At 72.0% G+C, this 23117-nt stretch carries 18 protein-coding genes and 1 pseudogene; 5 read left to right on the forward strand and 14 right to left on the reverse strand.

From position 1 onward, the window contains the following. Nucleotides 1–36 precede the first annotated feature (36 nt). Both ACFYL4_RS13405 and ACFYL4_RS13410 read right to left on the reverse strand, forming a co-directional pair. A complete protein-coding gene (locus ACFYL4_RS13405; protein WP_387518518.1) occupies nt 37–2130 on the reverse strand; it encodes a 3-hydroxyacyl-CoA dehydrogenase NAD-binding domain-containing protein in 2094 nt (697 codons plus the stop codon). Beyond that, complete coding sequence (locus ACFYL4_RS13410; protein ID WP_387518628.1) at nt 2127–3302, reverse strand: thiolase family protein; 1176 nt, start codon at nt 3300–3302, stop codon at nt 2127–2129. The genes ACFYL4_RS13405 and ACFYL4_RS13410 overlap by 4 nt, the downstream gene beginning before the upstream one ends. A 214-nt stretch (nt 3303–3516) precedes the next feature. Here ACFYL4_RS13410 and ACFYL4_RS13415 point away from each other — a divergent pair, with 214 nt between their 5' ends. Further along, on the forward strand, nt 3517–5385 hold the full coding sequence (locus tag ACFYL4_RS13415) for an ABC transporter ATP-binding protein (RefSeq protein WP_387518519.1): 1869 nt from the start codon (nt 3517–3519) through the stop codon (nt 5383–5385). On the opposite strand, the gene ACFYL4_RS13420 is transcribed toward ACFYL4_RS13415, so the two are convergent. The 4 genes from ACFYL4_RS13420 to ACFYL4_RS13435 all read right to left on the reverse strand — a co-directional run bounded on the left by ACFYL4_RS13420 (nt 5371) and on the right by ACFYL4_RS13435 (nt 9220). Then, a complete protein-coding gene (locus tag ACFYL4_RS13420; protein ID WP_357764390.1) occupies nt 5371–5877 on the reverse strand; it encodes an FBP domain-containing protein in 507 nt (168 codons plus the stop codon). The genes ACFYL4_RS13415 and ACFYL4_RS13420 overlap by 15 nt on opposite strands. A 196-nt stretch (nt 5878–6073) precedes the next feature. Next, a complete protein-coding gene (locus tag ACFYL4_RS13425; protein ID WP_357764387.1) occupies nt 6074–7060 on the reverse strand; it encodes a tetratricopeptide repeat protein in 987 nt (328 codons plus the stop codon). A 209-nt stretch (nt 7061–7269) separates the two neighbouring features. Then, nucleotides 7270–8517 carry an HRDC domain-containing protein gene (locus ACFYL4_RS13430; protein WP_387518629.1) on the reverse strand — a complete coding sequence of 416 codons (1248 nt, stop codon included), beginning with the start codon at nt 8515–8517 and terminating at the stop codon, nt 7270–7272. A gap of 127 nt (nt 8518–8644) precedes the next feature. Continuing rightward, nucleotides 8645–9220 (reverse strand): DUF3000 domain-containing protein, encoded by a 576-nt coding sequence (locus tag ACFYL4_RS13435; RefSeq protein ID WP_357764384.1) that lies wholly within the window; start codon nt 9218–9220, stop codon nt 8645–8647. 353 nt (nt 9221–9573) lie between these two features. On the opposite strand from ACFYL4_RS13435, the gene hemE reads away from it, so the two are divergent. Continuing rightward, nucleotides 9574–10542, forward strand: a complete 969-nt coding sequence (gene hemE, locus ACFYL4_RS13440) for a uroporphyrinogen decarboxylase (RefSeq protein WP_387518630.1) — start codon at nt 9574–9576, stop codon at nt 10540–10542. Between the two features lie 85 nt (nt 10543–10627). Here the strand turns inward: hemE and ACFYL4_RS13445 are convergent, their stop codons facing one another. Next, on the reverse strand, nt 10628–11668 hold the full coding sequence (locus ACFYL4_RS13445) for a DUF4349 domain-containing protein (RefSeq protein ID WP_387518520.1): 1041 nt from the start codon (nt 11666–11668) through the stop codon (nt 10628–10630). A gap of 130 nt (nt 11669–11798) precedes the next feature. Between ACFYL4_RS13445 and hemG the strand changes: the two genes are divergently transcribed. Next, complete coding sequence (gene hemG, locus ACFYL4_RS13450) at nt 11799–13286, forward strand: protoporphyrinogen oxidase (protein WP_387518521.1); 1488 nt, start codon at nt 11799–11801, stop codon at nt 13284–13286. Further along, the gene (gene hemQ / locus ACFYL4_RS13455) at nt 13283–13993 is read left to right on the forward strand and encodes a hydrogen peroxide-dependent heme synthase (RefSeq protein WP_357764373.1); all 711 of its coding nucleotides are present in this window, start codon (nt 13283–13285) and stop codon (nt 13991–13993) included. Before hemG ends, hemQ begins: the two co-directional genes overlap by 4 nt. A gap of 68 nt (nt 13994–14061) precedes the next feature. Here hemQ and ACFYL4_RS13460 read toward each other — a convergent pair whose 3' ends face one another. From ACFYL4_RS13460 to msrB, 3 genes are all read right to left on the reverse strand, one after another. After that, nucleotides 14062–14874: a CDP-alcohol phosphatidyltransferase family protein gene (locus ACFYL4_RS13460; RefSeq protein ID WP_387518522.1), complete on the reverse strand. Its 813-nt coding sequence runs from the start codon at nt 14872–14874 to the stop codon at nt 14062–14064. Further along, nucleotides 14861–15529 carry a phosphatidylserine decarboxylase gene (locus ACFYL4_RS13465; protein ID WP_357764368.1) on the reverse strand — a complete coding sequence of 223 codons (669 nt, stop codon included), beginning with the start codon at nt 15527–15529 and terminating at the stop codon, nt 14861–14863. The genes ACFYL4_RS13460 and ACFYL4_RS13465 overlap by 14 nt, the downstream gene beginning before the upstream one ends. 256 nt (nt 15530–15785) lie before the next feature. Continuing rightward, nucleotides 15786–16232, reverse strand: coding sequence for a peptide-methionine (R)-S-oxide reductase MsrB (msrB, locus tag ACFYL4_RS13470; RefSeq protein WP_387518523.1), 447 nt, complete (start codon nt 16230–16232; stop codon nt 15786–15788). 261 nt (nt 16233–16493) lie between these two features. Between msrB and ACFYL4_RS13475 the strand changes: the two are divergent. Continuing rightward, nucleotides 16494–16871 (forward strand): annotated as a pseudogene (locus ACFYL4_RS13475) (hypothetical protein); the annotation flags it as partial. Between the two features lie 301 nt (nt 16872–17172). On the opposite strand, the gene ACFYL4_RS13480 reads toward ACFYL4_RS13475, so the two are convergent. From ACFYL4_RS13480 to ACFYL4_RS13495, 4 genes are all read right to left on the reverse strand, one after another. Next, nucleotides 17173–17961: a GntR family transcriptional regulator gene (locus ACFYL4_RS13480; RefSeq protein ID WP_387518524.1), complete on the reverse strand. Its 789-nt coding sequence runs from the start codon at nt 17959–17961 to the stop codon at nt 17173–17175. A gap of 166 nt (nt 17962–18127) precedes the next feature. Next, complete coding sequence (locus ACFYL4_RS13485) at nt 18128–18931, reverse strand: pyrimidine reductase family protein (protein WP_387518525.1); 804 nt, start codon at nt 18929–18931, stop codon at nt 18128–18130. Nucleotides 18932–19061: 130 nt separating this feature from the next. Next, nucleotides 19062–21206, reverse strand: coding sequence for a glycogen debranching protein GlgX (gene glgX / locus ACFYL4_RS13490; protein WP_387518526.1), 2145 nt, complete (start codon nt 21204–21206; stop codon nt 19062–19064). A gap of 206 nt (nt 21207–21412) precedes the next feature. Then, nucleotides 21413–23044 (reverse strand): acyl-CoA dehydrogenase family protein, encoded by a 1632-nt coding sequence (locus ACFYL4_RS13495; RefSeq protein ID WP_387518527.1) that lies wholly within the window; start codon nt 23042–23044, stop codon nt 21413–21415. Nucleotides 23045–23117 lie beyond the last annotated feature (73 nt).

The following is a 23117-nucleotide window of genomic DNA, read 5'->3' on the forward strand; positions in this document are numbered from 1 at the left end:
CCGCACAGGAGACCGGGCCCTCGGCGGCCGGAGGACCTAGAACGCCTTCGGTGCGCCCTCGTGGAACGGCTTGCCGTTGACCTCGACGGACACACCGACCTTGTCCAGGTACGGGGTGATGCCACCGGTGTGGAAGGGCCAGCCCGCACCCGTGATCAGGCACAGGTCGATGTCGGCGGCCTCGGCCACGACGCCCTCGTCCAGCATGATCCGGATCTCCTTGGCCAGGGCGCGCAGGGCCCGGTCCAGGATCTCCTTCTCCTCGGAGGGGGAGTCCCCGCCCTTGAGGAGCTCCTTCACCTCGGGGTCGATGGTCAGGTCCGGGGCGAAGATCGCCGTCTTGCCCGCCCGGACCACGGCCTCCAGCTGCGGCGAGACCGCGAAGCGCTCCGGGAACGCCCCGTGCAGGGTCTCGGCGACGTGCAGACCCACCGCCGGACCGACCAGCTGGAGCAGCATGAGCGGCGACATCGGCAGGCCCAGGGGCGCGACCGCTCGGTCGGCCGCCTCGGGCTCGGTGCCCTCGCCCACGGCGCCCAGGACCTCACCCATGAACAGGGTCAGCAGGCGGTTGACGACGAACGCCGGGGCGTCCTTGCACAGCACCGAGGTCTTCTTCAGCTTCCTGGCCGTGGCGAACGCGGTGGCCAGGGAGGCGTCGTCGGTCCGGTCGCCGCGCACGATCTCCAGCAGCGGCAGGACGGCGACGGGGTTGAAGAAGTGGAAGCCCACGACCCGCTCGGGGTGCCGGAGCTTCGACGCCATCTCGGTGATGGACAGCGAGGAGGTGTTCGTGGCGAGGATCGCCTCGGGGGAGACCACGGCCTCCACCTCGGCGAACACCTGCTGCTTGACCTCCATCTTCTCGAAGACGGCCTCGATGACGAAGTCGGCGTCCGAGAAGGCGTCCTTGGTGAGGGAACCGGTGACCAGGGCCTTGAGGTGGTTGGCCTTGTCCTGGTTGACGCGCCCCTTCTTGAGGAGCTTGTCGACCTCGCCGTGGACGTAGTCCACACCCTTGTTCAGGCGGTCCTGGTCCAGGTCGGTCATGACGACCGGCACGTCCAGGCGGCGCGCGAACAGCAGGGCCAGCTGCCCGGCCATCAGACCGGCGCCGACGACGCCGACCTTGGTGACCTTGCGGGCCAACGACTTGTCCGGGGCGCCCGCGGGCCGCTTGGCCCGCTTCTGGACGAGGTCGAAGGCGTAGAGTCCGGCCTTGAGCTCGTCGCTCATGATGAGGTCGGCGAGCGCCTGGTCCTCGGCGTCGAAGCCCTCGTCACGGGTGGCGGTCTTGGCGGCGGCGACCAGCTCGACGGCGCGGGCCGGGGCCGGGGCGGCGCCGTGCAGCTTGCCCTCGACCACGAAGCGGGCCATGTTGACCGCGTTGTCCCAGGCCTCGCCCCTGTCGACCTCGGGGCGCTCCACGGTGAGGTCGCCCTTGACGACCCTCGCGGCCCAGCGCAGGGACTCCTCGACGAAGTCGGCGGGCTCGAAGATCGCGTCGGCGATCCCCATCTCGAAGACCTGCTTGCCCTTGATCATCTTGTTCTGGGCGAGCGGGTTGTCGACGATCAGCTTGAGGGCCTTCTCGGCGCCGATCAGGTTGGGCAGCAGGTAGGTGCCGCCCCAGCCGGGGACCAGGCCGAGGAACGCCTCGGGGAGGGCGAACGCGGGGACGCCCGAGGAGACGGTGCGGTAGGTGCAGTGCAGCGCCACCTCGACGCCGCCGCCCATGGCCGCGCCGTTGACCAGCGCGAAGGTGGGCACGTCCAGCTCGCCGAGCTTGCGGAAGGTGTCGTGTCCCAGCTTGCCGATGGCCTCGGCCTGCTCGCGGGTCCGGATCGCGGGGACGCCGGTGAGGTCGGCACCGACCGCGAAGATGAACGGCTTGCCGGTGACGGCCACGGCCACGATGTCGGTACGCGCCTTGGCGGCCTCGATCGCGGCGTCCAGGCTCAGCAGGCCGGCGGGGCCGAAGGTGTTGGGCTTGGTGTGGTCGTGCCCGTTGTCCAGGGTGATCAGGACAGCGGTGCCCGCGCCGTAGGGGAGCTCGACGTCACGGGAGATCGCGTTGGTGACGACCTCGTCCTTGAACAGTTCCCGGGCCTGGTCGATGGCGGTGCTCACTTGCCCCCCTCGTAGTTGGTGTTCTCCCACAGGATGGTCCCGCCCATGCCCAGGCCCACGCACATGGTGGTGATGCCGTAGCGGACGTCGGGGCGCTCGGCGAACTGGCGCGCGAGCTGCATCATGAGGCGGCCGCCGGAGGAGGCCAGCGGGTGGCCGACGGCGATGGCGCCGCCCCACGGGTTGACGCGGGCGTCGTCGTCGGCGATGCCGAAGTGCTCCAGGAAGGCGAGCACCTGGACGGCGAAGGCCTCGTTGATCTCGATGAGGCCGACGTCGTCGATGGTGATGCCCTGGCGGGCGAAGAGCTTCTCGGTGGCCGGGACCGGGCCCACGCCCATGACCTCGGGCTCCACACCGGTGAAGGAGAAGTCGACCAGGCGCATCCTGGCGTCCAGGCCCAGCTCCTCGGCGACCTCCTCGGCCATGAGCAGGGTGCCGGTGGCGCCGTCGTTGAGACCGGCGGCGTTGCCCGGGGTGACGTTGCCGTGCGCGCGGAACGGGGTCTTGAGCCCGGCGAGCGACTCCATGGTGGTGCCGGGGCGGGGCGGCTCGTCCTGCGTGGCCAGGCCGAAGCCCTTCTCCGCGGAACGGACCAGGGTCTCGACGAGGTCGGGTTGGATCTTGCCGTCGGCGTAGGCCTTGGCGACCTTCTCCTGGCTGCGTACCGCGTAGGCGTCGGCGCGCTCCTTGGTGATGGTCGGGTACCGGTCGTGCAGGTTCTCGGCGGTGTTGCCCATGACCAGCGCGGACGGGTCGACCAGCTTCTCGGAGATGATGCGGGGGTTGGGGTCGACGCCCTCGCCCATGGGGTGGCGGCCCATGTGCTCGACGCCGCCCGCGATGACGACGTCGTAGGCGCCGAAGGCGATGCCCGCGCCCGCGGTGGTGGCGGCGGTGAGCGCGCCGGCGCACATGCGGTCGATGGAGTAACCGGGGACGCTGCGCGGCAGCCCGGCGAGGATCGCGGCGGTGCGCCCGAGGGTCAGGCCCTGGTCGCCGATCTGGGTGGTGGCGGCGATGGCGACCTCGTCGACGCGCTCCGGGGGCAGGCCCGGGTTACGGCGCATCAGTTCGCGGATGACGCGGACGATCAGGTCGTCGGCGCGCGTCTCGGCGTAGAGGCCCTTGCCTGACTTGCCGAACGGGGTGCGGACCCCATCGACAAACACGACATCGCGGGCAGTTCGCGACACGATGGCCCCTCCTTCTCCAAGCGTTGGGTGGACTGTATGCGCCCATGCTACTCGCCGGTAACAAATAGTGCGAGCGGCGGGGCCGATCACGTCCGAAGTCGGACGCGCGCCCTACTTTCGGCGCTTGTGACCGTACCGGTCGACACGGTTCCCTCAAAGGAGGTACGGCGAGAGGAACACGGGGAAGACGATGCCAGCACCGGACACGGCCCACCGCGAACTGCTCCGGCGGGCGCCCAAGGCACCGCTGCGGCGCCTGGGCGCGTACGCCCGGCCGTACTGGCGCACGCTCGTCGGCGGCGGCCTCCTCACCTTCCTCGGCGGGGCGACCGGCCTGGTCCAGCCGCTCATGGCCAAGTACGTGATCGACGCCCTGGGCGAAGGCGTCGGCGTCACCGGTCCGGTGCTCCTCCTCTTGGGGGTGGTGCTCGTCGGGGCCGTCGTCGGGGCCCTGGGCTCCTTCGTCCTCGAACGCACCGGTCAGAGTGTCGTGCTCGCCGTGCGCCGCACCCTGGTGGGCCGCCTCGTCCGCCTGCGCGTGGGCGAGCTCGACCGGCTCAGACCGGGCGACCTCGTCTCCCGCCTCACCGCCGACACCACCCTGCTGCGCTCGGTCGCCACCAGCGGCATCACCCACCTCTTCACCAGTACGGTCCTGCTGGTCGGAGGCATCGTCGTGATGGGCGTGCTCAGCCCGACACTGCTCCTGATCACTCTGGGGATGATCGTGGTGGTCGGTCTCCTCATGGGGGTGGTGCTGCCCAGGATCGGCCGCGCCACCCAGGCCGCGCAGGTCGCACTGGGAGAGATGGGCTCGCTCCTGGAGCGCGTCTTCGGAGCCTTCCGCACCGTCAAGGCCTCCTCGGCCGAACGGGCCGAGATCGACCGCCTGGACGCGGCCGCCGTGGAGGCCTGGCGCAGGGGCGTCTCCGTCGCCGGATGGACGGCGCTGTCCGGCACCCTGGCCATGCTCGCGGTCAACACCAGCTTCCTCGTGGTGCTGGGCGTGGGCGGCGGCATGGTGGCGGCGGGGACCCTGAGCGTGTCCACGCTCATCGCCTTCCTGCTGCTGCTCTTCTACCTCATGGACCCCATCACCACTCTGGTGCAGTCGGCCACCGAACTCCAGACCGGTCTGGCCGCCGTCCGCCGGATCGACGAGGTCGCCGACCTCGGTCAGGAGGACCCCGGGGCCGCCCCCGCCGGTCCACGCCCCGCCCGTCCCGCCGAACTGACCCTCACCGACGTCACCTTCCGCTACCGGCCCGACCTGGCGCCGGTACACCACGGGGTGAGCCTCGGGGCCTCCGGGCCGGGTCTGACCGCCCTGGTCGGCCCCTCGGGATCAGGGAAGACGACCGTCTTCTCCTTGGTGGAGCGCTTCTACGACGCCACCTCGGGCAGCGTGCGCCTGGACGGCAGGGACGTCCGCGACTGGCCGCTGGAGGAGCTGCGCTCCCAGATCGGCTACGTCGAACAGGACGCGCCCGTCCTGGACGGCACCCTGCGAACCAACCTCACCATGGCGGCCCCGCACGCGACCGAGGAGGAGGTGGCCGAGGTCGTGCGCACCGCCCGCCTCACCGACCTGGTCGAGCGGTTGCCCGAGGGGCTGGACCACCCGATCGGCCACCGGGGCGTGACCATCTCCGGCGGCGAGCGCCAGCGCGTGGCCATCGCCCGCGCGCTGCTCCGCCGCCCCCGCCTCCTGCTCATGGACGAGGCGACCTCGCAGCTGGACGCCGCCAACGAGGGCGCCCTCAAGGAGGCGATGCTGGCGGCGGCCCGCACGACCACCGTGATCGTGGTCGCGCACCGGCTGTCCACGGTCACCAGCGCGGAGCGGATCGTGGTCCTGGAGGCCGGGCGGGTCCGCGCGGCGGGCACCCACGCCGAACTGGTCGAGAACGACTCCCTCTACCGCGACCTGGCCGCGGGGCAGCTCCTGGCCCCGGAGCGCCCGGAGAGCCTGGAGCGTCCGGAGAGCCCGGAGCCCCCGGCCGTCTCCGTGGCGGCGACGGCGTCCGACACCCCCGCGCCGGGATCAGCCGTCGAGTGAGAGGAAGGAGGAGGCGAAGCGGTGCACGTTCAGGCGCAGGCGCTGGACACGCTCCTCACGCGTGATGGTCTCCGCGGGCTGGATCAGCGCGGACTCACGCTTGCCCCGGACGTACAGCGGGCAGGCCAGGTCCGCGCACACGTACAGGCCCACCGTGTCGCCCTGCCTCCCCGCCCTGCCCGGCTTGGGCGCGCTGAACAGCCGCACGCCCCCGGCCGGGTGCACGGTCAGGCAGAACGAGCAGGTCATCGACTTGAAGAAGTTCGCCTTGCGGTTCCCCGTCGGCAGCCGCAGGGCGATCCCGAGCGGGTGTTCCCCGGAGTCGACCACCAGGTAGGCGCGGCCCGGCGCCTTGGGGTCGATCCAGCCGAGGAAGTCGGTGTCCTCCCAGTCCAGCGGCGGCAGGGGAGTGGGGAGGGTCAACCGTTGGGTCTCGCCCTTGGGGCAGTTGACGAACGAGGAGCGGATCTCCTCGTGGCTCAGTTCGCGCATGGCTCTCTCTGGTGGGACGGCGGGGACGACGGACGGATACTGCCAGGACACGCGGACGCGCGCGAGCCGTTTTCGCGCACGGCGGGCTCCTTCCCCCGCGGGACCCTCGCACACCCGTGACCGGCCCGGACGCGCGAGGGGGCCGGAGAACCCCGCTTGGGTTCCCGGCCCCGCCCCGTGTCGGTGCGCGCCTCGGTCAGAGCAGCGCGTTGGCCTCGCGGTGGCGCCCGGCGGCGTTGTAGGCGCCCGCCAGGTCGCGGCGCAGGCGCATGGTGAGTCGGCGCACCTCGGGGTCGCCCGAGGAGTTGAGCGCCACGCGGTAGGCCTCGCGCAGCACCTCGACCGCCTCGTCGGCGCGGCCCGCCTGCGTGTAGGCGCGGCCCAGCCGGTGGTGCACCGCGAGGGTGTCCAGGTGGCCCTTGCCCAGGCGACGGCGGCGCCCGGCCAGCACCATGCGCAGCTGGGAGACGGCCTCCTCGTAGCGGCCCGCCGTGCTCTGCGCCGCGCTCATGCCCAGCCGCAGCTCCTCACGACGCTCGGTCGAGGCGACGTCCTCGATGGCCCGCGCGTAGTGGGCCACCGCGGCGTCCACCCGGCCGCTGCGCCGGTAGCACACGGCCAGGCGCATACGGGCCTCCACCGTGTCCTCGTCGGCCGGGCCGAACTGGCTCTCGCGCTGGCCCAGCAGGATCTCCCACTGGGAGGCGGCGTCGGCGGGGCAGCCCACGTCCTCCAGTGCCCAGGCCAGGTTCTCCCGGATGATCTCGGTGCGCGGGTGGTCCTCGCCGTACACGGCCACGGCCTCGCCCAGGGCCAACTCGAACTGCTGCACGGCGGCCTGACGGCGACCCATCTGCGCGTACTTGGTGGCCAGGTTGTTGCGGGCCGTGATGGTGTCGGGGTGCTCGGTGCCCAGACGCTCCACCAGGGACTGGAGGGTGCGCTCCAGCGACGCCGCGCGCATCCCGGCCGAGGGGGCCTTGGCGGCGGTGGCCGTGCGCTGGGGCATCGACCGCTCCCCGACGCCCTCGGCCGCCGCGCCCGCCGGAGCCGACACCTGCTGGGGCACGGCGGCGGGTTCGTCGATCCGATCCTCGGAGACGGGCATGGCGGCCTCGGTCGACTCGACCTCGGCAGAACGCGTCAACCCCGCCTCGCGTAGCAACGCACGCCAGAACGACAAGCAGACTCACCACATTTCCCTGATCACACGAGCCGGGAGCCTTGTGGGCCCACGGTTCGGTACACACCCGTTGAGGAAGCGGCCCCGAGTTCTCAGGGCACGTTTCTATAACTTAATCGGACAGCGGGCTATGGAACAGGCGTGAACCGCCCCTGTGTGGGGGTGAGTTCAGTCACGTCTGGGTTCAAAGTGGATGAAGAGGGTAGGGATCACCCTTTTTCGGCGTCCCGCAACGCTGTGGCCAGCGGTTCCGCCGTGAGACCGATCTGCCAGTTCCGCGCGCCCCTCGACCTCAGGAACTCACCCACCGAGTCCGGGTCCACGGTCGTCGGCGGGGCCCACGCCAACCTTCTGACGGCGTCCGGCAGCAGAAGGTTCTCCGTCGGCATCACGACGTCCTCGGCGATCCGCGTCACGGTCGCCCGCGCCGCCTCCAGGCGTCGCGCGGCCTCGGGCGCGCGGTCGGCCCAGCGGTTCACCGGGGGCGGCCCGTCCCCGGGGGCGTTGGGGCGCGGCAGCTCCGCCTGGGGCATGTCCCGGGCCCGGTTGATCGCCTTGATCCACGTGGTCACGTACCGGCGCGCCAACTTGATCCCGAACTGGCGGATCTTGGTCAGGTCCGTCGTACCGCGCGGCATGGTCGTCGCCGCCTCCACGATCGCCGCGTCCGGGAGCACCCTGCCCGGCGAGATGTCACGCTCCTGGGCGATGCGGTCGCGCTCGTACCAGAGCTCGCGCACGGCGGCCAGCGCACGCTGGTTGCGCACCTTGTGTATGCCGGAGGTGCGGCGCCACGGGTCGGCGCGGGGCTCCTTGGGCGGGGCGGCCAGCACGGACTCGAACTCCTCGTGGGCCCACTCCAGCTTTCCGGCCTCGGTCAGCTCCGTCTCCAACGAGTTCCGCAGCTCGATGAGGATCTCCACGTCCAGTGCGGCGTACCGGAGCCAGTCCTCGGGCAGGGGCCGCTGCGACCAGTCCACCGCCGAGTGCTCCTTGGCCAGGCGCACGTCCAGCAGGCGCTCCACCATGAACCCGAGTCCGACCCGCTGGTAGCCCAGCAGCCTCCCCGCCAGCTCCGTGTCGAACAGCCGCTGGGGGCGCAGGTGGACCTCGGTCAGGCAGGGGAGGTCCTGGTGGGCGGCGTGCAGCACCACCTCGGTGTCGCCCACGGCCTCGTTCACCCCGCTCAGGTCGGGGCAGGCGATCGGGTCGACCAGCGCCGACCCGGAACCCTCCCGACGCAACTGCACCAGGTAGGCGCGCTGCCCGTACCGGTAGCCCGAGGCGCGTTCGGCGTCCACGGCGACGGGACCCGTGCCCGCCCTCAGGGCGGCTATGACCCCGGCGAGCGCGTCCGCGTCGGAGGTGACCTCGGGCAGGCCCTCGCGCGGTTCCCGTAGGAGGGGCGCCCTCTCCGCGTCGTCGTCGGGTTCGCGGGGGTCTGTCTTGGAGTTCAACGCGTTCGCCACACCACTACGGTATGCGCTGTCGCCACCGAACGCAGATACGGGCCGTTTCGGGATCGGCGGGTGATACCGGCTCCCCGCGCCCCGGGCCGGGGCGCGGAGAGCGTCCGCGCGCGGGTCAGGGGCGTGAGCGTTGCCGTGTGATGTCGGCGACGTCGAGCGGAGGCAGCCCCGAGGCCGAGGCCAGCAGGGCCAGCCAGGCGTTCATGTGCCCGGACAGGTCCTCGGACTCCGGAGTCCACGAGGCGCGCATCTCGACCTCCGTGGTGGCACCCTCGTGCGCCTTGGTGCCGAACCCCTCGGTGGTGGCCCGGGTGACCGTTCCGCTCAGGGTGTGGTGGGTGGCGCCGTGGGCCTCCAGCGCGTCGGTGAGCCAGCTCCACGCGACCGGCCCCAGCAGGGGATCGGTCGCGATCTCCGACTCCAGTTCGGAGTTGGCCTGGCAGACCACGCGGAAGGGGCCGGGCCAGTCGCGGGTGCCCTCGGGGTCGTACAGCAGGATCAGCCGCCCCCAGGCGATCTCCTCGCCCTGGACCGCGACCTCGGCGGACACGGCGGCTGTGTGGGGAGCCAGCCGCTGGGGTGAGGGGATCTCCCGAACGGTGATCTCGGGGCGGATGAGGGGAGAGCGCAGGGCCTCGACCGCTCGCCGGAACGTCTCTTGAGCGTTCTCGGCGCTACCGACATCGGGCATGGTGGAAACGTCAGCCTTCGTTTGGTGGTGATCACGCGTCCTGGCGGGGTGCGTCGGGGACGTGCCCCGCCGATGGTGTGATGGTGGGCACGGAACCGACCGTGGCACGGCGGAACCGCGCCGGGCCGCAGTTCCCCCGGCGTGTCGGTGTTTTGTGATGATCTTGGGACCGCCCGGACGCCCGTCCCGGTCCGCTTCGCCCCGCCCGGACCGGATCGTTCCGCGGTCGCCGCCCCCCGGGTTCGGCGATCCGAGTGAGACCACCGGGACGGGCATGGCACGATTCAAGGGTGACGCTTCAAGAATCTCCCTTCCTTCGCGCCTGCCGGCGCCTCCCGGTGTCCCACACACCGGTGTGGTTCATGCGCCAGGCCGGGCGCTCCCTGCCCGAGTACCGACGGGTCCGTGCCGACGTGCCGATGCTTGAGGCGTGTGCGCGACCCGACATGATCACCGAGATCACGATGCAGCCGGTCCGCCGCTACGACGTGGACGCCGCGATCTTCTTCAGCGACATCGTGGTGCCGCTCAAGGCCATCGGCATCGACCTGGACATCAAGCCGGGCGTGGGCCCCGTGGTCGAGGAGCCGATCCGTGACGCGGGCGGGATCAAGCGCCTGCGCGAGCTCGAACCCGGCGACGTCCCGTACGTGACCGAGGCGGTCGGCCAGCTCCTGGGCGAGCTCGGCGACAAGCCGCTGATCGGCTTCGCGGGAGCCCCGTTCACGCTGGCCTCCTACCTCATCGAGGGCGGGCCGTCGAAGAACCACGAGCACACCAAGGCGCTGATGTACGGCGAGCCCGAGCTGTGGGACGAGCTCATGCGCCGCCTGGCCACCATCACCCTGGGCTTCCTGAAGGTCCAGATCGAGGCGGGGGCCAGCGCGGTCCAGCTCTTCGACTCCTGGGTCGGGGCGCTCAGCGCCGAGGACTACCGTGCCTCCGTGCTGCCCTACACCTCGTGGATCTTCGGACAGCTGACCGAGTACGAGGTGCCGCGCATCCACTTCGGCGTGGGCACCGGCGAGCTGCTGAGCCTGCTCAGCGAGGCCGGGGCCGACGTGGTGGGCGTGGACTGGCGGGTGCCCCTGGACAAGGCCGTCCAGCGGGTCCAGCCGGGCACGGCGCTCCAGGGCAACCTGGACCCGGCCACCCTCTTCGCGCCCTGGGAGGTGGTCGCCGACCGCACGCGCGACATCCTCGCCCGGGGCCGCGCCGCCGACGGCCACATCTTCAACCTCGGCCACGGCGTGCTGCCCACCACCGACCCGACCATGCTCGAACGGCTCACCGCCTTCGTGCACGAGGAGACTTCCTCTTAGGACCCCTTCGGTCGGCTCCGCACGCGCCGGGGCCCGGCACCCGCCACGGGTGCCGGGCCCCGGCGCGTGTGCGCGGGGCGTCGGGTCACGGTCGCTCCGAGGCGTCCTGCGGCGACTCCTCCGGGCCGTCCTCCGGTGCGGCTTCCTCGGACTCCTCCCGCCCCTTCGTCTCCGGCACCGGCTCCGTCCCGCTCGTGACGGGCTCCGCCGACTCGGCTCGGCGGGCCCGGCGCCGCCCGCGCCAGACCCACAGAGGCCAGGCGCCGAGCACGGCGACCACCACGGCGAAGGGCAGCAGCCACCCCGCGGCCACGGCCAGCCCCTGCCCCAGGCCGACCAGCGCGCGCCACCCGCGTTCGAGGCCGCCCAGGAACCCGACCGAGTCCCGGACCGGTTCCTCCAGGTAGGTGGCGGGGGGTTGGAGGGTGAGGCGCACCGTCGAGAACGAGGTCTGGTTCTCCAGCACCCGCTGCCGGGCCTGGAGCGCTTCCAGCTCCTCCTGGCGGCGCTGGAGCTCACTCTCCACGCGCAGCAGGTCGTCGACGTCCTCGGCCTGCTCCAGGTAGCCGCGCAGGGTCTCCACGGCGGTCTCGGACGACGCGACCCGGCTCTCGACGTCGGCCACCTCCTCGGTGACGTCCAGCACGTTCCGGTCCAGCATGGAGCGGTCGCCCAGGGCGGCCAGCTCCTCCAACGCGTCCTCGTAGTCCTCGCTGGGCACGCGCAGGGTCAGCAGGCCCTCGGGGTGGTCGTCCCGGGGCGTGGACAGGCTCTCGGACTCCACATAGCCGCCGAGGTCCAGTGTGTGTCGCTTCGCCAGGTCGGAGGCCTCGGCGACGTCGTCGACGCGCACGGTCATGTCGGCGGTGTGGACCAGCTGTCGCTCGCCCACCTCCACTTCCGATCCGACGGAACCGCCCTCGGCCGGGTCGGTGTCGGCGGCGGCCCCCTCGGCCGAGAACTCGGCCCCCGACTCGGCGACCGCCTGCCGTTCGGGCGCGGCCGCACCGACGGAGTCCGGCACGGCACCGCTGTTGGAGGAGGCCCCGCAGGAGGCCAACAGCAGGACGGCCAACCCGGAGGCGACGGCCAGACCCGTGGTGCGCGCCCCGCGGGACGGTGTCAACGCTGAAGTGTCCATGCCGGTTCGACGTGCCCCGAGCGGGCGCCGTTTCCGCCGCCGGATAACGGGACCGCAACGGCCCCTTCGGGGCGGTCGGATCACTGTGACCCGCGGCATCTGGGAAGCTGGTGGCATGCCTGAAGCACCGCATGTCGTCGTGATCGGGGGCGGCGTCTCCGGCCTCACCGCCGCGCACCGCCTCAACGGCCGGGGGGTCGCCACCACGGTGGTGGAGGCCGCCGACGCCCCGGGGGGCAAGCTCCGGGCCTCACCCGTGGCCGGAGTGTCGGTCGACGCCGGTGCCGAGGCGGTGCTCGCCCGCCGTCCCGAGGCCCTGGACCTGTTCACCGAGCTCGGCCTCGACGACCGTGTGGTGCACCCCGGTTCCGGAGGCGCGGCCATCTACAGCCGCGGGCGGGTTCGCCCGCTGCCCAAGGGCCAGCTCATGGGCGTGCCCGGCGACCTGGGCGCGCTGGCCCGCAGCGGGGTCCTCTCCCCGGCCGGGACGCTGCGCGCCGCCCTCGATCTGGTGTGGCCGCGCACGCCGGTGCGCTCCGACGTGCCGGTGGCCGCCTACGTCGGAGCCCGGATGGGGCGCCAGGTGGTGGACCGGCTGGTCGAACCCCTCCTGGGGGGCGTCTACGCGGGAAGGGCCGACGAACTCTCCCTGGACTCGACGCTGCCCCAGATCGCCCCCATGGCCCGGCGGGACCGCTCCCTGATGAGCGCCGTGCGCACGAGTCTGCGGGGTCGCGGAGCCGCCCCCACCAGCTCCGGGCCGGTCTTCGCCTCCCTGCGCGGCGGGGTCGCCTCCCTCGTGGACGCCCTCGCGGCGCGCCAGGAGGACCTGCGCACGGGGACCCGGGCCCACTCCCTCGAGCGGCTCCCCTCGGGCTGGAGAGTGCGCCTGGAGGGCGCGGACGACGCTTCCAGGGGGGAGGCGATCGACTGCGACGCGGTTCTGCTGGCCTGCCCCGCCGCCGAGGCCGCCCGCCTGCTCGCCGACACCGCGCCCGACGCCACCCGGGAGCTGCGCCGGATCGAGTACGCCAGCATGGCGCTGGTGACCCTCGCCCTGCCCGCCTCCGCCTTCCCCCGACCGCTCACCGGAACCGGATTCCTGGTCCCGGCGGGGGAGGGGCTCACCATCAAGGCCGCCACGTTCTCCAGCAACAAGTGGCCCTGGCTGGCCCGTGAGCTGGATAGGGTCAACCCGGGGGAGGACCTGCTGGTCCTGCGCTGCTCCATCGGCCGGTTCGGCGACGCGGGCGCGCTGAGCCGCTCCGACGACGACCTGGCCGCGACCGCGCTCGCCGACCTCGCGCACGTCACCGGCGTGCGCGGGACTCCGGTGGAGACCAGGGTGACCCGGTGGGCCGACGGCCTGCCGCAGTACGCGGTCGGCCACGCCGACCGGGTCGAACGCCTCCGCGCCGACGTGCGGCGCCATCCCGGGCTGGGCGTGTGCGGCGCCGCCTACGGGGGAGTGGGCATCCCCGCGTGCGTCGCAGACGCGGGCCACGAGGCCGCACGCCTGGCCGACACCCTCACCGACCACAGCCGTACCAGCGGCGGCGACCAGAGCGCCGCCGGAACGAACCAGCAAGGAGTCAACCCGTGACGGGGCAGCAGAACCAGGCCGTCGCCCAGGACGGCACCGACCTCAACCAACTCATCCGCTACACCATGTGGTCGGTCTTCCGGGTCGACGACCTGGAGGGCGTGGACCGGGCCTCGGCCGCCGAGGAGCTCCAGGGCCTGCTCGACAAGGCCGAAGAGCAGGGCGTGACCACACGGGGCAGCTACGACGTCCAGGGCTTCCGGGCCGACGCCGACCTCATGTTCTGGTGGGTCGCCGACACCCCCGAACAGCTCCAGGGCGTCTACTCCGACTTCCGGCGCACCCGGGTCGGCCGCGCCAGCACGCCGGTGTGGTCGGTCATGGGCCTGCACCGCCCGGCCGAGTTCAACCGGGGCCACGTGCCCGCCTTCCTGGCGGGGGAGGAGCCGCGGGACAACGTCTGCGTGTACCCGTTCGTGCGCTCCTACGAGTGGTACCTGCTGCCTGACGACGAGCGCCGCGCCATGCTCGCCGAGCACGGCCGTATGGCGGCCCCGTACCCGGACGTGCGGGCCAACACGGTCTCCTCGTTCGGCCTGAACGACTACGAGTGGCTGCTGGCCTTCGAGGCCGACGAGCTGTACCGCATCGTGGACCTCATGCGTCACCTGCGCGGGGCCAAGGCCCGCCTGCACACCCGTGAGGAACTGCCCTTCTACACCGGGCGGCGCAAGAGCGTGGCCGAGCTGGTCGCCTCCCTGCCGTAGGCGGTGCCGAGGACGAGGACGGCCCCCGCACCGATCGGTGGGGGGCCGTCCTCGTCCTCCTGGGAGGGCTACTCGGCGTGCGGAGCGGGCGGCGGCACCGCGCGGCGGGTGGCGACCACGTAGAAGGGCAGCGAGACGATGGTGAGCAGGACCAGGGCGCTCATGAGGTAGATCAGCGCCTCACCGGCGGGCAGGCCCAGACCCCAGGCGGCGATGAAGGCCACGCCCGTGGCGAGCATGCCCAGTACCGCGTAGACGCGCCTGCCGCGCGGCTTGGGGTACTCCATCCGGCTGACCATCAGCCAGGAGACGAGGAGTACGGCCCCGACCCCGGCCAGCAGCGGCGGGTCCAGCAGCACGATCGTCACCACGGCCATGGCGCCGAACGGGCACGGCAGCCCGGTGAAGTAGTTCGCGTCGGGGGCCTGGCACGAGAACCGCGCCAGCCGGACGATCACGGCGAGCAGCACAGCGCCGCCCGCCACCACCGGCAGCAGCCCGGAGCCGCCCGAGACGGTGCCCCAGACCACGAAGAAGAACGCCGGGGCGAACCCGAAGCTGATCACGTCGGCGAGGTTGTCCAGTTCGGCGCCCATACCGCTGCCGCCCAGCTTGCGGGCGACCCTGCCGTCGAGGACGTCGAGGGTGGCCGCGACCATCAACAGCCCCACGGCCGTGGCCATCGCGGACTTCGGCAGGGGACCGGCCGCGCCGCCCGCCACGTGCGCGGCCTGCGCCGTGGCCAGCGCCCACACCGCGAGGAACCCGCACAGGGCGTTGCCCAGCGTCAGGTAGTCGGCGACCCCGAGGCGGAGCCGGGGCGCCTCTCCGGGGGCGTCGGAGGCGGTCCGCGCGGCGGGGACGGCCTCAGTCGGCGTCAAGACGGGTTTCTCCGGCGCGGACCTTCTGGCCGACCTCCACCGCCGGGGCGATCCCACGCGGAAGGTAGACGTCGACGCGTGACCCGAACCGGATGAGGCCGATCCTCTCGCCTTGCTCGACCTTCTGCCCCGCAGCGAGATACGGGACGATACGCCGGACCATCGCGCCGGCGATTTGAACGACCGTGATCTCACCGATCTCGGTTTCAAGGGTCCAGATGACGCGCTCATTACGCTCGCTGTCCTTGTCGAAGGCGGGGCGGAAGCCCCCGGGGCGGTGCTCGACGCCGGTCACGACTCCGGCGAGGGGGGCACGGTTGACGTGCACGTTGAGGGGGTTCATGAACACCGCGACCCTGATGCGCCCGTCGGGCTGGGGGTCGAGGCTCTGGACGACGCCGTCGGCCGCGGACAGCACCCGACCGGTCGCCGGACCACGGTTGGGGTCCCGGAAGAACCAGGTCATACCCGCGGCCAGGGCGACCACCGGTACGGCGGCGACGGCCCCGACCCGGGATCGACGGGCGAGCAGGGCGGCGGCTCCCGCCGCACCGAGCGCCGGGACCAGCCAGGGGGCCGAACCCTGGGCCATGCCCAGGCGTGGCCTGGCCGGGGGCCGAGGGGAGACGGAGGAGGTGGGTGAGTCGTCGGTCATCGAGAGCTTTCGTCGCGGGTCGGTCGGTCGCCCGCACATCGGGTACCGCTGTGAGGGGTGAACCCGGCGGTGGCCGGGTTCGCGTGTGCGCGGTCACCGGGTGGGGCCCGCCGCGCGCGCCCTCCGGTCGACTTCTGGCCGAACGTCGGTGCGCTGGTGAGATTATCGCCGATCCCGAGGCAACGGGGATCGGTCCGGCTCGGGACCTGGTCCGTCCCGGTGGGAGGGAGGGCCCTTCACCAGGATGCCATGTCGACTATTTCGAGGGCTCCAGGGTGAGGGCGACGGAGTTGATGCAGTACCGGGCGTCCGTGGGGGTGGCATACCCCTCCCCTCGGAAGACGTGACCCAGGTGGGAGTGGCAGGTGGCGCATCGCACCTCGGTGCGCACCATTCCGAGCGAGGCGTCCTCGTGCAGGGTCACGGCGTCGGAGTCGGCCGGGTCGAAGAAGCTCGGCCACCCGCAGTGGGAGTCGAACTTCTCGTCGGAGCGGAAGAGCACGCTCCCGCACCCCCGGCAGCGGTAGACACCGGTGGTCGTGGTGTCGACGTAGGCGCCGGTCCAGGCGCGCTCGGTGCCCGACAGGCGGAGCACGGCGTACTCCTGCTCGTCGAGGCGCTCGCGCCACTCCTGGTCGGTTCGGGGAAAGTCGCGGGACTCCCCGCCGTTGGTGTCCGGTGCCTGGTCCGATGCGTCAGCCATGGTGACGACGCTACCCGGAAACGCGCTCCGGTGCTGCCACGGGACACGGAGTGAAGAAATCGGACCTTCGTCACGCATGCCAACGCACAAGGTAAATCATCCTTAAGCGCCACATACCCCTAACTTCACCTTCCATGACGTTCGGTGTCCGAGCGCACGGGTACGGGCTCATGGAGGGGTCAGCGATCGAGGTGCACTGGGGCAGGTGACATGGCTGTTACGGCTGAACGGGCACTCGGAGTGAACAGACGACCTCTGCGCGTGGGCAGGATGCGTTACGGCCTGTGGTGGCTGAGCCAGGCCACCGCGGGCACCCGGTCGAGGGCGAGGACCGTCGGGGACGGTGCCGCCGCGGTGGGTCGGGAGCTGCTCTGGGCCGCCGAGCTCAGTCTGCGGTCCACCGTCGCCGGGATCGAGTACGCGCGTCCGGAACCCTGGGGGGACCGCAAGCTGTTCGGGCTGGTGACGGCGATCGCCGTCGGCGCCCTGGCGGTGGCGGTCGTGTTGGGCATGGGCATGGCGCAGTGGGCGATGACGTCGTCCAACGCCATGTTCTTCGCGGCGGCGGGCGCCGTCGCCGTGGGACTCGCCCTCCTCCCGTTGTCGTACCTGGTCTTCGCCTCGCGTCGGGGCCGTCCCCGGAACACGTCCGAAGGGCAGGGGCGGGAAGCCGAACGCGACCGCCCGCACGGGCACGGGGAGTTCGGGGAGGCCTCGGAGGGGCCCGCCGTCCGCGTGGTGCGTCCGAGGGTGGAGGGCCAGTTCACGGAGGTTCCGGGTGAGGTGACCAGCGCGCGGGGTTCGGATGCGGGCGTGCCGAGGTAGCGACCGGCGGGGCCAGGCCGGTCCGTCGGCGGAGGAGGGGTGCCCGGACGGGCACCCCTCTCGTCGTTTCCGGCCGGAGACGACGAGAGGGCCCGGGCCGGTCGAGGGCCCCCGGTCAGGCGTCGAAGTCGTACTGCAGCACGTACGCCGCACCGTCCATGGTGATCTCGTTGAACTCCACGGGCCGGTGTCCGGCGGTCAGCGCGGTGCGCGCGACCTCCAGGACGGGCGTCCCCGGACCCAGGGCCAGCTCCACCGCCTCCTCGGGGGTGGGCATGCGCACGCGGATCTCCTCGGTGAAGTGGGCCGGGGCGTGGCCGAGCTCCGCGAGCCGCGCGTAGACGCCCCCGGGGCCGGTGTCGTCGGCGCGGATGCGCAGGGCGGCGGGGGAGTCCTCCCGCCCCGCCCACAGGTGCGGGGACAGGTGGGAGACGGCGCTCTGCACCGGTTGGCCGTCCACGAGGTAGCGCCGGGAACGCCGCAACACCGTGGAGCCGGCTGTCAGGCCGAGGGCCCGCAGGACGTGGTCCCCGGGGGTCACCTCGTCCACGACCAGGCCCTCCACCTCGTACCCGCGCGTGTCGCCGTCGGTCTGCCAGATGGCCCGTCCGGCTCCCCACAGCTCCTTGGACAGGCGCCGGGCCCCGTGGCGGCGCAGCGGTCGGAACGCCCGCACGTAGACGCCCGACCCGCGCACGGCCACCGCCAGGCCCTCGTTGATGAGGACGGACAGGGCCTGCCGGGCGGTCGCCCGGGCGACCCCGTGTCGCTCCATGAGGGTGTTCTCCCCGGGCAGGCGGTCGCCGTCGGCGTACCGTCCGGAGCGGATCTGTCCCCGTAGCTCCTCGGCTATCTCCCGGTAGACGGGAGGGGACCCGTTTTCGGACGTCGGCACCACGTTCATCCTCTCGCCCAGGGGACCACACCGGTGAGCCCCGCCGATGCGGTGTGTCCATTCGCAGCGCCTTCCGTGGAAGGCACACCACGGGTATGTCCGGTTGCGGGATGGTTCATGCGTCATTGTGGGGCGGCCGAAACCGAGCGGTTATGGGGAGGACCCGTGCGGCCGCCTAGTCGCGCAGGTAGCGGGTGAACAGGTGGCCCCCGGACTCCAGGAGGCGCGCCAACCGCACGGGCGTGTTCAGGGCGGAGGCGTGCTCCAGTCCGCCGGGTGTTCCCGGGCCGCCGGCGACGATCCGGGGCGACCCGGCGCCCAACAGGTGCGGGCTCACCGTCAGGCAGAGTTCGTCCAGCAGGCCCGCCGCGACGAACTCGGCCAGCAGGTGCGGACCCCCCTCGGTCAGAACCCGGTACAGGCCGCGTTCGGCCAGGGCGTTCACGACGTGCTCCGGGGTCACCGAGACCCCGTCGACCACCACGAGGTCGGCGTGCTCGGCCACGGACCGCCGGAGCGCGGCGGGGGCGTCCGCGACGGTGAACACGATCGTGCGGGCGTCGTCGGGGGCGCCGGTGAGCAGTTCGGCGTCGAGCTCCAGGGAGCGCGACACGACCGCGACGCGGGGCGTGGCGGGGCGTCCCTCGCGCAGGTCCGCCCACACCTCGCGCGGCCGCACCGGCCGGTAGCCCTCCTTGCGCGCGGTGGCGGCCCCGACCAGGACGACGTCGCACAGGCCCCGGAGCACCCCCATGACCCTGCGGTCCGGGTCCGAGGACAGGTCGCGGCTGCGTCCCGAGGGACCGATCGCGCCGCCGTCGGCGCTGGCCACCATGTTGGCGCGCAGCCAGGGCCGGTCCAGGCCCAACGGGTAGGCGTAGGCCTCCGCCAGGTCGACGTCCTCGGCACCGGGGACGGGCAGGAGTTCGCGGAAGCGGAGGGGTTCGGGCGCTGAGCCCTGGCGGTGTGTACTCGACATGGTCACCCAGGTTAGGGGTGCGGCACTCCGGGGCGGCGCAGGGCCGGGGGCCCGTGGCGGGTCCCCGGCCCCTCGCGCTCCCCACGGACCCCACCGCCGTGGGGAGCGGTGTTCGCGGCGCCCCGGCCGGTCAGCCGCCTCGGTGCGAGGCCCGCCGCAACAGCGTCATGGCGCGGTCGATCACCCGCAAGGGGCCGCCCGCCGTGACGAACGGACGCTCCCGTACGTCCGGATCAGCCGTGTCCAGTACGGTCTCCCACGCCATGCCGTACTCGGTGCCGGGAAGTTTGAACTCCACGGCCTCCGGGCCGCTGTTGAGCAGGAGGACGAAGGAGCCGTCGCGGATACGGCGCCCGTGCTCGTCGGGTTCGGTGATGGCGTCCCCGTTGAGGAACACCCCCAGCGCCCGCTCGCCGCTGTTCCAGTCGGCGCCCTCCATCGTCGACCCGTCCGGGCGCAGCCACGAGATGTCCGGCAGGCCGCCCGACCCCGCGCGTGCGCCCCCCACCGGGCCGCCCTGGAAGAAGCGGCGGCGCCGGAACACCGGGTGCTCCCGGCGCAGCCGCGCCAGCTCGCGCACGTACTCCAGCAGGTCGTTGCCCGGGTACTCGCCGGTGAGTCCCGCTCCCTCCCAGTCGATCCAGGCGATCTCGTTGTCCTGGCAGTAGGCGTTGTTGTTGCCGCCCTGGGTGCGCCCTATCTCGTCGCCGTGCGAGAGCATCACCACCCCCTGCGACAGGTACAGGGTGGTGAGGTAGTTGCGGACCTGCCTGCGGCGCAGGGCCAGGATCGCGGAGTCCTCGGTGGGGCCCTCCACCCCGTGGTTCCAGGAGCGGTTGTCGTCGGTTCCGTCCCGGTTGTTCTCGCCGTTGGCCTCGTTGTGCTTGTCGTTGTAGGAGACCAGGTCGGCCATGGTGAAACCGTCGTGGCAGGTGATGAAGTTGATCGAGGCCACCGGTCTGCGGCCGTCGTCCTGGTACAGGTCGCTGGAACCGGCCAGGCGCGAGGCCAGTTCGCCCTTGACCGGCTCGCCGCGCCAGAAGTCGCGGACGGTGTCGCGGTACTTGCCGTTCCACTCGGTCCACAGAGGTGGGAAGTTGCCCACCTGGTAGCCGCCCGGACCCACGTCCCAGGGCTCGGCGATCAGCTTCACCTGCGAGATCACCGGGTCCTGCTGCACGATGTCGAAGAAGGTGCTGAGCCGGTCGACGTCGTGGAACTCGCGGGCCAGGGCGGAGGCGAGGTCGAAGCGGAACCCGTCCACGTGCATCTCCAGGACCCAGTACCGCAGGGAGTCCATGATGAGCTGCAACGAGTGCGGGTGGCGCACGTTCAGGCTGTTCCCGCACCCGGTGTAGTCGAGGTAGTAGCGCTGGTCCTCGTCGCTGACCCGGTAGTACCCCAGGTTGTCGATACCCCGCCAGGACAGGGTGGGGCCCATGTGGTCGCCCTCGGCGGTGTGGTTGTAGACCACGTCGAGGAGCACCTCGATGCCCGCCTCGTGCAGCGACTTCACCATGGCCTTGAACTCCTGCACCTGCTGCCCGCGCGAACCGCGTGCCGCGTACCCGCTGTGCGGGGCCAGGAAGGCCAGGGTGTTGTAGCCCCAGTAGTTGGTGAGCCCCCGGGCCACCATCGCGTGCTCGGGCACGAAGTGGTGGACCGGCATCAGCTCGACCGCGGTCACCCCCAACGAGGTGAGGTAGCCGATGACCTCGGGGTGGGCCAGGCCCGAGTAGGTCCCCCTCTGGTGTTCGGGCACGGCGGGGTGGCGCATCGTCAGCCCGCGCACGTGCGTCTCGTAGATCACCGTCTGGTGGTACGGGGTGTTGGGACGCTTCTCGTTGCCCCAGTCGAAGAACGGGCTGACCACCACGCACTTGGGTACGTGTTCGGCGCTGTCGGCCGTGTTCTTGCGGGCCGGGTCGGCGAAGTGGTAGCTGAACAGCGACTCGTGCCAGGTCAGGTCGCCGTCGAGCGCCTTCGCGTAGGGGTCGGTGAGGAGCTTGTTCGGATTGCAGCGCAGCCCCTGCTCGGGTGCGTACGGGCCGTGCACGCGGTACCCGTACCGTTGCCCGGGGCCGACCCCGGGCAGGTACCCGTGCCACACGAAGCCGTCGTACTCGGCCAGTGGTACGCGGGTCTCCTCGCCGTCGTCGTCGAACAGGCACAGCACCACCTGTTCGGCGGCCTCGGAGAAGAGTGAGAAATTGGTTCCGGAACCGTCGTAGGTCGCACCGAGCGGATAGGAACTACCGGGCCAGACTTCCACCATAGGCGTCGTCAGTCTCTAGGTTTCGGGGCCCGTAAGGGCGATTTTCGATGGTGACGACTTCTTTCTTCCGCTTCGGCCGCGGAAGTATGCCGAACTGGGCCGATGTTCGTTCCCGGCCGCCCGTTCCGCGTTTTCTGCGGCTTTTGTGCAGTCAATGGAAGGGAAAGGGAAAAGGGTGGGAGGGCCCGTGGCACCCGGGCTCGAGTTCAGCGCCGGGGGCGGGCCCGGTCCAGGATCAGGTCCGTGTCCACGCCCCGGGGCAGGGTCCCGAACACGTGCCCCCACTCGCCGCCCAGCCGGGACGCGGTGAACGCCTCCGCCACCGGTGTGGGAGCGTGGCGCAGCAACACCGACGCCTGGAGGGTCAGCGCCATCAGCTCCACGACCGCACGGGCCCGGTACTGGGCCTCCTCGGGGTCGGCCAGGACACCGGACAACCGCTTCAGGGCGTCGTCGTAGTGGTCGTCGGACCCGGCGGCGGTGTCGAGCTCGGCGAGGAAGGCCTCCACGGACTCCGGGGCCCTCGCCATCGCCCGCAGCACGTCCAGCGCGGCGACGTTGCCCGACCCCTCCCAGATGGAGTTGAGCGGGGAGTCCCGGAACAGCCGCGGCATGCCCGACTCCTCCACGTACCCGTTGCCGCCCAGGCACTCCAGGGCCTCGGCCGCGTGCGCCGGCTGGCGCTTGGTCACCCAGAACTTGCCCACGGCCACGCCCAGGCGGCGGAAGGCGGCCTCGCCCTCGTCGCCGCGTACCGCGCGGTCCACCGCCCCGGCCAGACGCGTCATGAGGGCCGTGGCGGCCTCCGACTCCAGGGCCAGGTCGGCCAGGACGTTGCGCATCAGCGGTTGATCGACCAGCGCACGGCCGAAGGCGCTCCTGGTCTCCGCGTGGTGGAGCGCCTGCACCACGGCGGCGCGCATGCCCGAGGCGGAACCGATCACGCAGTCCAACCGGGTGCTGTTGACCATCTCGATGATGGTGGGCACGCCCCGGCCGGGTTCGCCGACCACATGGGCCACCGCGCCGTCGTACTCCAGTTCGGCGGAGGCGTTGGACCGGTTGCCGAGCTTGTCCTTCAACCGCTGGACGAACATCCGGTTCCGGGAGCCGTCGGGCAGCACGCGCGGAACCAGGAAACAGGTCAGCCCCTCGGGGGCCTGCGCCAGGGTGAGGAACACGTCGCTCATGGGGGCGGAGGTGAACCACTTGTGCCCGGTCAGCAGGTGGTGGCCCTCGGCGGTGGCCACGGCGCGCGTGGTGTTGGCGCGCACGTCGGAGCCGCCCTGCTTCTCGGTCATCGACATGCCCGCGAGCAGGCCGCGCTTGGTGAGCGGCGACCGCAGGCCGAAGTCGTAGGTGCGCGCGGTGAGCAGCGGTTCGTACCGCTCGGCCAGCTCGGGGGAGTGGCGCAGGGCGGGCACGGAGGCGTAGGTCATGGAGATCGGGCAGCCGTGGCCGCTCTCCGCCTGCGACCAGAGGAAGAACTTGGCCGCACGGGCCACGTGGGCGCCCTCGCGGTCGTCGGCCCAGGGGGCGGCGTGCAGCCCGTGCTCCACGGCCTGGTCCATGAGCACGTGGTACGCGGGCTGGTAGTCGACCTCGTCCACTCGGTGGCCGTAGCGGTCGTGGGTGCGCAGGACCGGAGGGTAGGAGTTGGCGGCCTCGCCCCACGCGCGCACCCGCTCCGAGCCCGCGGCGTCGCCGACCTCGCGCACGTCCGCCTCGGCCCATCCCGCGCCCTCGCGGCGCAGGCCCTCCAGAAGGGCGGGGTCGTCGGCGGCGCTGTGGTCGCCGAGCGGAGTGGCCTGGTTGAACACTTCGTGTGTGTCGGGCATTCCGGCTCCGATCCTGGTTCGGGGTGGGCGGGTGCCGGAATCCTATCCCCGCCGGGAACACCCGACCGAACCC

The sequence above is a fragment of the Nocardiopsis sp. NPDC006938 genome, assembly GCF_042869555.1.
Classification (GTDB): Bacteria; Actinomycetota; Actinomycetes; order Streptosporangiales; family Streptosporangiaceae; genus Nocardiopsis.

Coding starts and splice junctions, on each gene's coding strand:
- hemG (WP_387518521.1), top strand. CDS start 11,799: ATGCCTGAAGCACCGCATGTCGTCGTGATCGGGGGCGGCGTCTCCGGC.
- ACFYL4_RS13420 (WP_357764390.1), bottom strand. CDS start 5,877: ATGCGCGAACTGAGCCACGAGGAGATCCGCTCCTCGTTCGTCAACTGC.
- glgX (WP_387518526.1), bottom strand. CDS start 21,206: ATGGTGGAAGTCTGGCCCGGTAGTTCCTATCCGCTCGGTGCGACCTAC.
- ACFYL4_RS13495 (WP_387518527.1), bottom strand. CDS start 23,044: ATGCCCGACACACACGAAGTGTTCAACCAGGCCACTCCGCTCGGCGAC.
- ACFYL4_RS13435 (WP_357764384.1), bottom strand. CDS start 9,220: ATGCCCGATGTCGGTAGCGCCGAGAACGCTCAAGAGACGTTCCGGCGA.
- ACFYL4_RS13415 (WP_387518519.1), top strand. CDS start 3,517: ATGCCAGCACCGGACACGGCCCACCGCGAACTGCTCCGGCGGGCGCCC.
- msrB (WP_387518523.1), bottom strand. CDS start 16,232: ATGGCTGACGCATCGGACCAGGCACCGGACACCAACGGCGGGGAGTCC.
- ACFYL4_RS13485 (WP_387518525.1), bottom strand. CDS start 18,931: ATGTCGAGTACACACCGCCAGGGCTCAGCGCCCGAACCCCTCCGCTTC.
- ACFYL4_RS13465 (WP_357764368.1), bottom strand. CDS start 15,529: ATGACCGACGACTCACCCACCTCCTCCGTCTCCCCTCGGCCCCCGGCC.
- ACFYL4_RS13480 (WP_387518524.1), bottom strand. CDS start 17,961: ATGAACGTGGTGCCGACGTCCGAAAACGGGTCCCCTCCCGTCTACCGG.